12 protein-coding genes and 1 pseudogene are annotated in these 14118 nt (G+C 60.4%); all 13 read right to left on the bottom strand.

Annotation, left to right across the window (positions count from 1 at the left end):
- Positions 1 to 982 precede the first annotated feature (982 nt).
- Positions 983 to 2635: a long-chain fatty acid--CoA ligase gene (locus A5789_RS12770; protein WP_064906896.1), complete on the bottom strand. Its 1653-nt coding sequence runs from the start codon at positions 2633 to 2635 to the stop codon at positions 983 to 985.
- 152 nt (positions 2636 to 2787) lie between these two features.
- On the bottom strand, positions 2788 to 3792 hold the full coding sequence (locus A5789_RS12775) for an ABC transporter ATP-binding protein (protein ID WP_064906897.1): 1005 nt from the start codon (positions 3790 to 3792) through the stop codon (positions 2788 to 2790).
- 54 nt (positions 3793 to 3846) lie between these two features.
- Positions 3847 to 4365 (bottom strand): hypothetical protein, encoded by a 519-nt coding sequence (locus A5789_RS12780; RefSeq protein ID WP_064906898.1) that lies wholly within the window; start codon positions 4363 to 4365, stop codon positions 3847 to 3849.
- On the bottom strand, positions 4362 to 5015 hold the full coding sequence (locus tag A5789_RS12785) for a hypothetical protein (protein ID WP_064906899.1): 654 nt from the start codon (positions 5013 to 5015) through the stop codon (positions 4362 to 4364). The genes A5789_RS12780 and A5789_RS12785 overlap by 4 nt, the downstream gene beginning before the upstream one ends.
- A complete protein-coding gene (locus tag A5789_RS12790) occupies positions 4991 to 6430 on the bottom strand; it encodes an MCE family protein (protein ID WP_227463049.1) in 1440 nt (479 codons plus the stop codon). Before A5789_RS12790 ends, A5789_RS12785 begins: the two co-directional genes overlap by 25 nt.
- Complete coding sequence (locus tag A5789_RS12795; RefSeq protein WP_064906901.1) at positions 6430 to 7551, bottom strand: MCE family protein; 1122 nt, start codon at positions 7549 to 7551, stop codon at positions 6430 to 6432. The genes A5789_RS12790 and A5789_RS12795 overlap by 1 nt, the downstream gene beginning before the upstream one ends.
- A complete protein-coding gene (locus tag A5789_RS12800; RefSeq protein ID WP_082940676.1) occupies positions 7548 to 8756 on the bottom strand; it encodes an MCE family protein in 1209 nt (402 codons plus the stop codon). Before A5789_RS12800 ends, A5789_RS12795 begins: the two co-directional genes overlap by 4 nt.
- Positions 8753 to 9745: an MCE family protein gene (locus A5789_RS12805; protein WP_064923336.1), complete on the bottom strand. Its 993-nt coding sequence runs from the start codon at positions 9743 to 9745 to the stop codon at positions 8753 to 8755. Before A5789_RS12805 ends, A5789_RS12800 begins: the two co-directional genes overlap by 4 nt.
- 8 nt (positions 9746 to 9753) lie before the next feature.
- Positions 9754 to 10770, bottom strand: a complete 1017-nt coding sequence (locus A5789_RS12810) for an MCE family protein (RefSeq protein ID WP_064903804.1) — start codon at positions 10768 to 10770, stop codon at positions 9754 to 9756.
- Positions 10767 to 11915, bottom strand: a complete 1149-nt coding sequence (locus A5789_RS12815) for an MCE family protein (protein WP_064903807.1) — start codon at positions 11913 to 11915, stop codon at positions 10767 to 10769. Before A5789_RS12815 ends, A5789_RS12810 begins: the two co-directional genes overlap by 4 nt.
- Positions 11912 to 12690, bottom strand: a pseudogene (locus A5789_RS12820) (MlaE family ABC transporter permease). Before A5789_RS12820 ends, A5789_RS12815 begins: the two are co-directional and overlap by 4 nt.
- Before the next feature lie 115 nt (positions 12691 to 12805).
- Complete coding sequence (locus tag A5789_RS12825) at positions 12806 to 13543, bottom strand: ABC transporter permease (RefSeq protein ID WP_227463050.1); 738 nt, start codon at positions 13541 to 13543, stop codon at positions 12806 to 12808.
- A 138-nt stretch (positions 13544 to 13681) separates the two neighbouring features.
- A complete protein-coding gene (locus tag A5789_RS12830) occupies positions 13682 to 14089 on the bottom strand; it encodes a hypothetical protein (RefSeq protein WP_064903809.1) in 408 nt (135 codons plus the stop codon).
- Positions 14090 to 14118: the final 29 nt, after the last annotated feature.

Consider the following 14118-nt stretch of genomic DNA (forward strand, 5'->3'; position numbering starts at 1 on the left):
ATACCGCGCCCGCCGCAGCCACTACCAGCGACGATCCCAACCCACACCATGACCGCCAAGTCCGGCTGGAGTACTAGCCAAGGCCATCCACGTCCTTCAGAACCACGAACTCCAGCCCCGAACGAGGATGAAATGGGCTCAGTGTGTACAGGCGAGGAAGGCGTAGCTGGAATGGACATCCAAGACGTCTCTCCTAGTTCCTTGCTTGTCAGTTCCGTGCTGCAGACAGGTATCAGCGGACTATTTGCCGAGAAGGGCCGCGTCGACGCCACCCACAGCTGTGACCTTCCAATTCGAGTTCTTGTCAACCGTCACGGTGTACGTAACGGCCGTTTGCGCACCTTCTGGAGTTTGCGCACTCGTCGACGTCACATTCAGAAATACATTCACAACGTAGATACCCGCACTTTCCTATTTCAATGCTGTAGCAGGCAAACAGTGCCCAACTGTCCGGGTCCGGCACTGACCGTCCTGTCCTGGTCTACACTCACCGACAATCCCGGCCACCCTATCTCCGCAAACAGAACGGTCAGACCTTCTTCAGCGGCGGGGTGGACAGCGTGGCCTCATCGGCTTGGTTCTCGCGCCGTGTCATCGAGTTTGAGGTCGTACCGACCGAATCGGTGGGCGGTGGGCGGTGGGCAGGAATTTCCACGGAGTTTCTTGCGAGCACAGCCGTACCCCTGGCAGGCGAGCAGATGCAGTCTCCGGGCGGAACAGCGACGGCGGGCCTTTCGACCGCAATGCGGCCACGCCACCGGCCTCGAAGCCGTGGCGACACCGCTGCACCGACCGCACGTTGACCCGCAGATCGAGGGCACGGACCGAAGTGCTCACGCAGATCCTGCCCCCGGCACGCTGGTCCACAGCCAATACAGCGTCCCTTCCACGACCAGGCGGCAGTTGGCGATTTACGGCCCGCGTCGTCCAATATCGCCTTCCTTTTCCCGATGGCGCTCAGGTCACCTGGTCCACCGTCGACTCAAATCAGAGTAATCACAGCCAGATCACTACCGGCATGTTGTGCGCGCAGCTTCTTCTTGTCGAACTTTCCCACGCTTGTCTTGGGAATCTCGCTGACGAATGCCCAGCGCTCCGGTAGTTGCCATTTCGCAAACTTCGTCGACAGATACTCACGCAACTCCCTCGCACGCGTTTCGACGGCATCACTCGCTACGTCCGAACGCAACACGATCACTGCCAACGGCCGCTCATCCCATTTCTCATCCGGCACGCCGATGACGGCCGCTTCCGCGACCGACGGATGACCCATCACTGCGTTCTCCAGATCCACTGAGGATATCCACTCGCCGCCGGACTTGATCACGTCCTTGGAGCGGTCCACCAGCGTCAAGTATCCGTTTGCGGATATCCTGCCGACGTCACCGGTGCGCAACCAACCTTCGTCGAATTTCTCCTCATCGATCAGGTTCCCGTCCGGTGCGTAATAGGAACCCGTGATCCACGGCCCACGAACTTCCAACTCGCCCAACGACTTTCCGTCGTTCGGAACCACCTCACCGTCGTCGTTCACCAGACGTGCCTGCACGCTGGCCGGAAAACGACCTTGCGTACAACGGTAGGCCCATTGCTCCTCGCCCTCGGCGCCGGCTGGCGGGTGAGCCACGCTGCCCAGCGGCGACGTCTCAGTCATACCCCACGCATGCAGAATACCCACGCCGTGCTGTTCGTCGAATATCCGCATCATCGACGGTGGTACCGCGGCTCCCCCCACCGCTACCGTCCTCAGGTACGAGATATCTTGCGGATTCGTAGCGAGGGCAGCGAGCACACCGCCCCATATGGTTGGTACAGCTCCGGCGAACGTGGGGCGCTGATCAGCCATCATCCGTAACAACGGATTCGGCTGCAAGTATTGATCAGGCATCAACAAACTGGCACCCGACATCAACGCGGCGTACGGCAAACCCCAAGCGTTGGCATGGAACTGCGGAACTATAGCGAGGATAGTATCCGAACCAGTCAATCCCAGGCCGTTCGAGGCACACACCTGCATAGCATGCAACCAATTGGAACGGTGCGAATACACAACACCTTTCGGATCGCCGGTGGTGCCGGATGTATAACACATCGCAGCTGCGGAGCGTTCGTCGAGTACCGGGAAATCATATACAGACGTCTGCGCCTCGATGAGGTCGATATAGGAATGCACTGAGACACCCGCCGGTGGCTCCAACTGGTCGGCTTCACCGTTCGCCACGATCACGTGACGTACTGTCCTAAGACTCGGGAGGACCTTGGCGAATACAGGCACCAGTGAGCCATCCACGATCACCACGCGATCCTCTGCGTGATTGGATACGTATGTCAGCTGCTCTGGAAACAAGCGAATGTTGAGCGCGTGCAGAACTGCCCCCATGGCAGGCACCGCAATATAGGCGACCATATGCTCGTTATTGTTCCACATAAAGGTCCCAACGCGATCGCCGAGCCCGATACCCAAACCTCGTAGCGCATTCGCCAATCGCCCGGCCTCATCACCCATCTCACGATATGTCATCGTGCGCACACCGGAGCCAGTCCAGGTCGATACCGTGCTGTCGCCAAGGAATGTCGAGGAGTACCTCAGCAATGTCGCCAAGGACAGCTGCTCGTGCTGCATCGTGCTCAACATCAGAATTCTCCTTCACTGATTACCACTATCGCGCCAAATACCATCGGCAGGCGCGGCCAGATCACGCGGCCTCGATCAACTCGATGGGGCCATCCCACATATCCGACGAACAATCCGTTTTCCGCCAAGTGAACTGAACCATCCCGAGCACGTCACGTTAACGCTACGGCGCGACTATCGTTCGCGTCGAGCGAAGCACGGACAGCGATCTGCGCGGCGGACGGCAAGGTATGCATGATCTTGCGCACCCGCCCCTTGCGGCGTAAAACGGCCTGGCGTACCGGCATGCCAGGGGTGGCCTTCATCTGCGGGATGATGCCCTCGACCTCTTCGGCGCCGCCCGCGTGGTGACCGGCGTCGACCATGGCCTGCTCGCGCGCCATCTGCGACTCGTCCTTCTCCTCGGACATGCCGATGGGGCCGATCATGCGGCCGTTGAGGAACTGCTTGACCACCGGCTCCTCGGAGGTGAGCAGCACCTCGCGGGGACCGAACATGACCAGGTTGCGGCGGAAGAGCATGCCGATGTTGTCCGGCACGATGCGAGCCAGGTTGATGTTGTGCGTGACGATCAGGATCGTCGCGTCGATCTGCGCGTTGATATCGATCAACAGCTGCGAAAGATAGGTCGTGCGAACGGGATCCAGACCGGAGTCGGGCTCGTCGACGAGGATGATCTGCGGGTCGAGCACCAGGGCGCGGGCCAGCCCGGCGCGCTTGCGCATACCGCCGGAGATCTCGCCCGGGAGCTTGCCCTCGGCGCCGAGCAGACCGGTCAGCTCGAGCTTCTCCATGACGATCTTCTTGATGTCGGATTCGCTCTTCTTGGTGTGCTCACGCAAGGGGAACGCGACATTGTCGTACAGGTTCATGGAGCCGAAGAGCGCGCCGTCCTGGAAGAGGACGCCGAACAGCTTGCGGATCTCGTAGAGCTCCTTGTTGGAGCAGGTCGTGATGTCGGTGCCATCGATGTAGATGGAGCCGCGCTCCGGGCGCAGCAGACCGATCAGGGACTTCAGAAAGACGGACTTACCGGTACCGGAGGGGCCGAGCAACGCACTGACTTCCCCCGGCGGCAGCGTCAGAGTGACATCCTGCCAAATATTCTGCACTCCGAAAGATTTCGATATTCCGACGGTTTCGACTTCCACACCCATGATGAAGACCTAACTATTGCTAGCGAACCGAGCAACAAGATCGAGAAAAGAGGATCACACCGGCACCAGATCCTCGATCAACCACAGTTCATCGACCTTGGTCATGGTCACCAATATCCTGCTGCCGTCGAGACGCGGACCCTGATATTTGGTGCTGACGGTGCTCTGGTTCAAGAACAGCAGCAAGGTAGCGGTGCTGGTATCAGCGCTGACCACCGCGCCCTCGACGACGCTTGCCGTGGTAACGATGGAGTCCCGACGCGCTGCCGGGACTATGACATTGGTACTCAATGCCGCGAAGTCGGCCTGGAACTTTCCCGCAAGCTTGCGCAGGGCGGCTTCGAGCTGTCGATCCGCGGTGTTGAAGTCGTACGAGAACACCTCCGGGACACTCACTTTCGCGACCTCGAGAGCCTGCGCCCCCGCAGCTTCCATCGCGCGGCGATCCGAAAGTTCCCGCTCGAAAACGACAGTAAATACGCTCGCGGCGACCAATAATACGCCCAAAGTGGCGAGAATCATGAGCACAACGTGGCGTTTCAGGCTGTGGAGATTGTCCATCGCGCGCTTCATGCCGTGAACTCCACGTTCGAAACGAGCCAATTACCGTCGAAGTTGTCGAGGGTCATCTTCATGCGATAGGCGCGCTGCTGCCCCTCGGGGGCTTCGGTGTTCTTCACGATCGATGTGATGGCCGTGAGTACAGTTGCGGTGTCGTCATCCGCTGTGACGATGCCGATCGCTTTGACCTCGCCGGTGGATTCGACCTTACCTCCGTCCAACACCCCCGTGAATGTTCCTGCCAGTTTCTCGAACTGTGAGCGGAAGGAGCCCGTGGAACTCGCCGTGATGGCATCGAGATCTTGTTTGGCGGTGTTGTAGTTGAGCGATACCAGCTGCACGGCGACTCGGCGTGCGGTCTCCAAGATCGCTTGGTTGCGCGCATCGGACTGATATTCGCTGCGGACGTCGAGACCCAGCCTCACCGAGATGCTGGTCAACACGGCCACCGCAGCGACGAGACCACCGATCAGCCACGCACGCCAATAGGATCCGCGTGGTCGCGCTGTGGTCTCCCCGTCCGTGGCGGTACCGCTCGGCGCGACATCGTCCTCCGCCGCAGTGCCGGCGGTTCGTTCCGCGGTTTCGGAATCACAGCCGACATCCGCTTCCTCGGTTTCGACCGTTGTCGCTTCATCTACTTGATCAGCAACGATTGCCATCCTGCAGGTTCCTTTCCTTGATGCGTCTCCGGGAACTGCGCGCCCAGAATGTAGGTGAGCCCGTCCGGGCCTCGGAACGTTCCATCCCCCTCGGCATACGGGACAACGGTCGCCGCGGGAGCCATCGGTGGCTGCTGGTCGGCCGGAGCCTCGGCAGGCGGGACGTCGCCGAAGGGGGGAACCGGCACGAGATCACCAGGCCGAGAAAGCATCTCGGACCAGGTCGAGGGCAAGCCACGGGGGCAAGCGGCGACCTCGGGGGCGCGCACCGCCGGATCTGTCGCACACGGAATGTTCCGGGCGCCACGCGCGACTTTGGGGTTGTCCGGTGCGACGTCACAGTAGTTACCCTGCGGTGTCTCGGCGGGGCCCGTGTCCGACGGATCCCGCCGCTGGGTGCCCTGGTAGCCTTCGGTGCAGGGCGGCGGGTTCAATGTGTTGCCGAGCTTCACGTCCAGCGGTGCCTGCGGTCCCGAAAGATCGCCGGTCGTTTGGAAGCCCGGGGCGGAGACGCTGTGGTTGGCCGCCGCCGCGACGGCGGGGTACACCACGAGGATTTGCCGCAAACCGGGAATATTGACACGCAGCACCTGGCCGACGGTCTGCAGGTCGGCCAGCAGAATCGGAAGAGAATCGGTCAAGTCGGCAAGTGTGCTGACAACGGTGTCGGCCGTGGACGGTCCCTGCTCCAACAACGTCCGAACGGTCGTGTTGCTTCGCGCGAGCTGATCGGCGAACTCCGCCAGGTCGCGCGTGCTCGTGCGGATCTCGGTCCGGACCGAATTGCCTGTGTTCAGCAGCGGCTCCGCGTCTTCGATGAGTGCTCGAGTCGAGCCGATGTCCGCTTGAGCGAGGTCGATCAGATCGGCCGAGGACTCGATCAGCGAAGCCACGGCCGGGCCGGCACCATTGACGGCCTGGAACGTCTCATCGACCGCGGTTCGCAGCGCCTCGCTGGATACGCTGCGAAGCAACGCCTGAGTGGTGTCGAGTACCAGCCCGGTCGGCACCGCGACCGTGGTCCGCTCCTGCGGAATATTCGAACCGGCAGTGAGATACGGAGATCCGGCCGAGCGTGGCGTCAGGTCGACATACTGCTCGCCGATCGCCGACATGCTCTTGATCGCGGCGCCGGTGTCCGAAGGGATTTGTTCGCCACTGCGCAGCTGCAGCTGGACGACGGCACCACCAGCGACGAAGTCGATGCGTGTGACATGACCCACATCGACGCCCCGATAGGTCACTAACGCACCCGCGTACAACCCACTCGAATCAACGAACTCCGCGGTAACCCGATAAGTACCGATCCCGGTCACACGTTGAATCCCGACGTAGTGAAGTAGCCCGTACATGAGGCTGGCGACGGCCAGTACAGAGAATGCGGCCAACTGAACGCGGACCAGTTTGGTAAGCATCAACGTCCTCCGTTCGTCTCTGGTTCGGGCGGAGCAACGTCGGTGGGACCGAATTGCAGTGGAGCGGTCAGCGGGTTCACGGCATGATTGGACATCGGGACGAGGTCGCTGACAGGAATACTCCCAATGATCTTCCGCTGAATACCGTCTAGACTCAGATCAAGCGTCAGGAACAGGTTGACGTAGTCACCCCGAATTGCGGTCTCGGCGACGGTGACGGGAAACGGAAGCGTCAGGCCGACCAATAGTGCCCCGGTCAGGTCCGAGCCGGCGACGGCGAGTCGCGACAACGTGGGCCGGAGATCACCGAGAGTCGCTGTCAGGTCGTCCCGACTGGCCTGCAACACTTGAGCAGCCTTGTCACCGAATCGGCCGACGGCATCGAGCATGGCGGTCAACTGGGTCCTTTGCTCATCGAGAATCGCCACTGCCGGCTGAATCTGCTCGATTCCCGCTCGCAGTGTTTCCTTCTGCATGGCGAGTTCTGTTGCGAAGGCCGCGAGGCTGTCGATCGCACGAACGATGTTCTCCCGCTGGGTATCGAGTCCGTCGACAAAGGTCACGATTCGATCGAAGGAACGCCTGACTGCGTCTTCCTTACCACCAAGCGCCTCGTTCAATTCGGACACGATCGTGTGGATCTGCTCCAGGCCGCTACCGTTGAGGACCAGTGACAGAGCGGCCAGCACTTCTTCCGTCGCCGGGTACTCGGCGCTGGCGGATAACGGTATCGTGGCTCCGTCCTGCAACCTCCCGTCTGCTGGACGGTCTGTCGGTGCACTCAATTCCAGATACTGTGCGCCGAGCACACTCGACTGCGCCAGCCGCGCGGTGACATTGGCGGGCAACCGAACCGCGTCGTCGATCTCCAGGGCGATCACCGCGACCATGTTGCGAGTCGTGATCGAGGTGATCGTGCCGACCGTGACGTTGTCTGCCTTGACGATTGAATTGCCGACCAGATTCTGAGCGTCGCGCAATTCCACCTGCACGGTGTACGAGCCGTTGTGAATGGCATTGCCCGGCAACGGAAGCGAGTTGATTCCGTCGAATCGGCAACCTGCCGTCATCAGTACGCCGACCAAGACCGCGACGACCCGGAACGTTCGTGACAACTTCATCGTCCAGCTCCTGGAATGAGAAGTTCGGGCAGACCCGGAATGTTCGGGGTTTGGGGGATGAAGGGAATCCCCGGACTCGACGGATCCGGATTGGGCTGCGCCGATCCGCCCATGGCGGCACGCATCGCCGCCGCGAACAGGTCTCCGAAATTCTGGCTCGCACGTGAGCATTCCTGCTGCGGTGCGTCAACCGTCGTGAGGAGTGCGCAGATGAGAGACATCGGATCCGGATAGTCCGAGACCGCCAATGCCCCCGTGAGGGATTCGGACCGGGGATCATAGATGTTGTAGAAGTCCACCAGGGTGTTGGGGGCTACGTGAAGGATCTGCGCCAAATCATCCTGGCGATCGACGAGCAGCCTGGTCACCCGGGTGAGCGCGGCCACGTCCCGTTGCAGAGCGGCGGTGTTGTCAGCGACGAAACCGCGCAGCTCCGGCAACATTGCTGCCAGCGCCTGTAGCGCGGCGTCAAGCTGAGTGCGGTTGTCGTTCAGCAGTTTCGATGTCCCGGCCAGCTGACTCATGAAGATCTGAATCTGCTGGTCGTTCGCGGCGAGCGCGGACACCACTGTCTGCAGATTGCGCACCGTCGCGAACAGATCCGGCCCCCCTTCCGCGAGTGTCTGCATCGCGTGTGACAGGTTGACCAACGTGGTGTTGAGGGTCGCACCGTCGCCGGACAATGTGGCCGCCGTGGAGTCCACGAGCCTGCTGAACGCGCCGACGTCATCGCCAGCCTTCGGCCCGAGTTCGGCACCAAGGTCCGCGACCTGCCGCTTGATCTCGTCGAATTCGACCGGCACAGCGGTGCGCTCGAGGGGAATCACCGCTCCGTCTTGCAATTTCGGACCGGCTGCGGTGCCCGGGGTGAGCTGGATGTAGCGTCCGGACACCAATGTCGGCGCGATGATCGCAGCGCGCGTATCGGCGCCTACCGCGTGCGCCGTTTTCAGGCGCAGGGTGATTCTGACGCGATCACCCAGTGGCTCGGACTGCTCGATCACCCCAACCGGGACGCCTCGAACGGTGACCCGATCACCGGGATACAAGCCCGTCGAGTTCGTAAAGTATGCAGTGATCTTCATGGTCGATGCCCGAGTGACCCAGAGCATCGTCCCGGCGACGAGGATCGCGAGGGCGATCAATACTGTCAGTATTCTCCCGGAGATGGGGATTCGGGCCAGCGCAGCGCCTGCGGAGTTCATCGCCCACCTCCGCCGGGACTGCCGGGCTGTTGCCCATTGAGGTTGGCCGGCGCGATGTTCTGCAGCAGCACGCCGAAGAACGGCCCGCTGCCGACCGCCTCGCCGAGTTGTGTGACAAACGGCTTCAGTCCGCTGATGGCAGCGTTGAGATTGGTGTAATTGTCGTTCAGCAAGTTCAGTACCCGCTCGAGTTCGGCAAGCATGGGGCCCGCCGTACTCTCGTTTTCCTCCGAGAGGGCGCGCAGTTCATCACCGACCGCGCGCACGTTGACAAGTAAGGTGCGTATCGTGTCGGCACGATCGTTGAGAGCCGCGAACAGTATCCCGCCGTCGGTCAGGAGTTCGGTGAGATTTCCGTTGCGATCCGCGAGAATACCACTAACGGACTTCGCTTCATTGAGAAGCGCTTTCACCGCGCTGTCACGATCTGCGATCGTAGCCGACAATCGAGATACGCCGTCCAGAGACGAACCCAGGTTGTCCGGCAAATTCTCGAGGACTGCAGATACGTTGCCAAATGCCTCCGAAAGTTGCTTTTTATCGGTGTCCGTCAGGCGATCGGTGAGCTGATTCAACGATTCGGTGATGTCATATCCGGATGTGGTTCGTTCCAACGGGATCCGCTGTCCGACCGAGCCCTCGCCTGAGGGGCTCAGCTCAACCATGCGACGTCCCAGCGCCGTTTCAACCTTGATGGCTGCGGTCGTACCAGAGCCGAGGGGCCGCTCCGATGTATCGATCCGCAATGTGACGTCTACGCGATCCTCGCGGAGGGCGATCTCATCTACTTCGCCGATCTCGATACCTGCAATCTGAACAGCATCGCCGGCGTTCAACCCGCTGGCGTCGGCGAACTCGGCAACGAGGGTCGTCCTACCTGGCCAGCCCGGGATCTTGTCGTAGTTGAACACCAGCGCGAGCACAGTGGCGAGGACGGCGGTACCCAGTAATCCCAGGCGTACTGGATTGCGCTCCTGGAAGGACTTCATTCCCATGATCATCTACACCTCTCAGCGGGTACGGTGAACATCGACGTGTCGTCGTATCCGCCGTCCGGGGTCGGATAACGAATAGCCAGGCCGCATACAAAGAAGTTGACGAAACTGCCGTAGCTCGATGCACGGTTAACCACCGCATAGGTAGCAGGCAGCTTGGTCAACAACAATGACAGGGTCTCGTTATCTGCATTGAGATTGCTTGCGAGATCCCGCAATGCCACGATGTCGCCGGCAATCGCCGGTCGGTTGTCGCGTACCAATCCGGCGACTTCCTCGCTGCCCGCATCGATCCGTTCCAGAGCGGCTGTGAGGGTATATCGGTCCTCTGCCAGTCCAGTCACAAGTTGCTGCAGATCTACGATGAGATTTCCGAAATCATCGCCACGCTCGCGTACAGTGCGCAGGACGACTCCGAGATTGTCAATGGCGGCGCCGACGACGGCATCCCGATCGGCCAACGTTGCACTGAGTTCACCGATCTGCCGTACAAGAGTCGCAATTTGGTGCTGCTGTCCGTTGAGCACTGCGATCAACGATCCGGACAATCGGTTCGCCTGCTCGGGGTCCAGACCCTGCAACAGTGGCCTGAAACCGTTGACCAGACTATCGATGTCGAGGGCGGGCTTCGTTTGAGCCGCCGGTATCGGCATATTTTCCGCCAGCGGCCCTGAACCATCGAACGCTGGGGTCACCTCGAGATAGCGGTCACCTATAAGGTTCTTGTATTTGATCGCTGCAGTCGAGTTCTGTTGGAGGCGAACGTCTCGGTCCACGGTGAATCCCACTTCGACCAACTCGTCCTCGGCAAAGCGAACCGTCTTGACGTCACCGACCGGCACGCCGGCCAATTTGACGTCGTCCCCCACCTTTATTCCGGAGGCCGAGGTGAACAATGCAAAGTGACTGCGTGTGGCTATGAATCGCAGATCACCAACCACAACGAACAGTAGTGCGGTGATCAGTGAGCTGACCGTCAAAAAGATCAGCAGTTTGATTTCTGCATACCTCGCGTTCATCGTGTCAGTCCATAGATCAGAGGTGCGAACGGATTACCGAGGATGTCCAGTGGGGTGCGCACCGGTCCGTACACGGTTGTGCCGACATCGAAGTCTTCGTGGCGTCCGGGTGCACTGCCGTAACAGCTTGGCGGTTCATTCGCTCCGATCACAGGACGATCCTCAGGGTAGGTGTACGGGGGGCTCCCCAGCAGCAGTGTGGCGAGAATGTTGAGTCCGGGCCGATCACTACCGAACGCCCGTTCCAGGTACTTGCGCGACTGATTGAGATTCGCGAGGAAACACGGATAGACCGGTGAATACTCGGCCAGGAGTCTCGCCGTCGGCGCCAGCGCCTCCGACGCTCGGATCAGCGGGGTACCGATGGCGTCGCTGAATGCCTCCCCGCTGTTGCCGAGACGGGTGAAAGACAGCAGGAAAGCGCTCAAGTCAGCTTGTTTGTCCACGATTGTCTCTGCGGTCGTCGTCAGGTTCGCGATTGAGGCCATGAGGTCAGGCGCGGCAGCCGCGAGGGTGTCGAGATTGTCGGCGAGCAGTGGAATATCGCGTTGCAACGTCGGCAGGCTGTCGTTGAACCGAGAAAGATAGTGATCCACGGAGACGAGCAACTCGCCCGCACGCCGACCATGACCCTGCAAAGCGGTACTCAATGCGGTCAATGTCGCGTTGACTTTCTCGGGATCAATGGATTCGAGCACGTTCAACAGTGCCGAAAGAATGTCGTTGATCTCGACGGATACCTTTCGGTTATCGATCACCGATCCAGCCGCCAGACTGCCCTCGCCTGGGGTTTCAGGCCACTGCAGCGACACGAATTTTCGCCCGAACAGGGTAGTCGGAACGATTTCAGCATCGACATTGGAAGGAATGGTTCCACTTTTGTCACGATCGATGTCCAAGGTCAGTCGTGCACGCTCAGTATCCACTTCCACAGCTGCTACTCTGCCGATCACGACTCCATTCAACTTGACGTCGGCACCGGCATCGATTTGCAGCCCGGCGCGATCGGAATACAAATACACCCGCGTGGTCGGCACGAACGCACCCGTATAGGAAGCAACCGCTCCGGTCACGATGAGAGAAAGAATCAGCAGGGCCGTGATTCCGACAAGAATCTGCCGGCGACGGGAGACTTCGAGCTTCATCCGGACACCCTCACTGTCGAGTGGATACCCCCGTAAACCGCGACTCCGACGATGAGGTCGATGATCATGATCGAGATCAGTGAGGTGCGAACGGCTCTACCTACCGCCACTCCCACGCCAGCCGGGCCGCCAGAGGCGTGATACCCGTGGTAACAATGAACCGACATGACGACCGCCGCCATTACCACGACCTTGATCAGCGACCACAGCAGGTCTGCCGGCACAAGGAACACGTTGAAGTAGTGCGCGTAGGTCCCTGGCGACTGGTCGGACAACACGACGCTGACGAACTCGGTCGATGCGTACCCCATGAACAGCGCGATGCCGTAGAGGGGAACGACGGCGATGAGTCCGGCCAGGATGCGGGTCGTGACCAAGTAGGGGATCGCCGGAACCGACATCACCTCGAGCGCGTCGATTTCCTCACTAACCGCATCGCCCCCAGCTGCGCGGTGAATCCGGAGCCTACGGTCGCGGTGAGCGCGACACCTGCGACCACCGGAATTGCCTCGCGGGTGTTGAAGAAGGCCGAGATGAACCCCGACAATGCTTCGACACCGACTCTGCCGAGCGAACTGGTTCCCTGCTGGCCGACTTCGTATCCGGCCGCGGCGGTGAGAAATCCGATCACCACGACGGTGCCGCCGATCACCGCGAGTGCGCCGGTACCGAGGCTGACTTCAGCGATCAGGCGGATCACCTCGTGCCGGTAGCGTCGAAGGGCGCGCGGGATCCAGCTCAGACTGTGCAGGTGGAATGACAGTTGGTCGCCCAGGTCTGCGAGCCTGTTGGTCGGGGTTGTCGCGGCCTTGGTGAGGCTGCGGCCCAAACGCCCTCGCCGCAGCGCCTGGGCCGGGCCGTAGTCGTTGATGGTCACGTTTGATGCCCGTTCAGTGCAGTGACAGTGTCGTGATGATGGCATTGGCCAGAAAGAGCAGAACGAAGCTGAACACGACGGTCTGGTTCACGGCATCGCCCACTCCCTTCGGTCCGCCCTTGGCATTCAGCCCGAGATGGCAAGCAACCAGGCCGGCCAGACACCCGAATACGGCAGCCTTGAGCTCACTGATCAACAGATCGGGAATACCGGTGAGAATCGGGATCGCCGTAATGTACTGCCCTGGTGTTGCCCCTTGAAGGAAAACCCCGTACATGTATCCGCCGGTCAGACCGATTGCCGTCACCAGACCGTTGAGAAACAATGCGACGACGGTGGAGGCCAACACTCGCGGCACGGCCAGTCGTTGAAGTGGATCAATGCCCAGCACACGCATGGCATCGATTTCCTCACGAATCGTCCGCGATCCGAGATCGGCGCAGATCGCGGTCGCACCACACCCAGCGACGACGAGCACCGTGACGATCGGGCCGATCTCCCGAATCACCGCGACACCGGCACCCGCACCCGATAGATCGATAGCCCCTATCTCGTTGAGCAGGACGTTTATCTGAAACACGACCATTACACAGAAGGGGATGGCCATCAAGAGCGTGGGCGTAATCGAAACGCTCGCGATGAACCAAGATTGCTGAATGAATTCTCGATGTTGGAAAGGCCGACGTGGAGCGACGCGCGCTATATCGAGGCAGGTCGCGTAGAATTTCCCGACCGCGCGCGGCGCGATCATAGAGGATTCCGCCAACCCCGTCCGCCGAGCCGACACCGAACTATCCATTATTGAATCATCTCCGCTCGCTGTCGCTACCGGCACACCTGTATCCGGAGCGCAACCTCCAGACATAGGCGACGGCAGCATTCTGGTGACTCACGCTTCGAGGAGGTCCAGTCGACCGTCGGCTTCCAGCATTTCTCGATACGTCGGGAATAGTGACTTGGCAGCCGGAATCAGCTTGAGAACTTTCGATGTGGGACCCTTTGCCCTGACCTGCCCCTTCGCGAGGCCGGTTGCCAAGTTCAGCTTTCCCAACCAGAATTTGTTTCCGTTGTCCGCTGTCATGAACAACTCGACGACGGGTACGAGATCAGAAACGCCCGAGTAGACCTTCCCGTTCGGCATGTCAACGGTTATGATCACATCCGGATCAGTGTATGTGATCTTGAGCACCACACCGGATTCCGTCAATTTCGGGCCGACCTCGGGATCGACAAGCCCCTTCTCGAAGACACCACCAATGTACTTGGATACTTCACTAGCATCCTTGAATACGCTCACTCTTTCATTCCCTTCTTGCGATTCAGCCA

The sequence above is a fragment of the Nocardia sp. 852002-51101_SCH5132738 genome, assembly GCF_001665695.1.
Classification (GTDB): Bacteria; Actinomycetota; Actinomycetes; order Mycobacteriales; family Mycobacteriaceae; genus Nocardia; species Nocardia nova.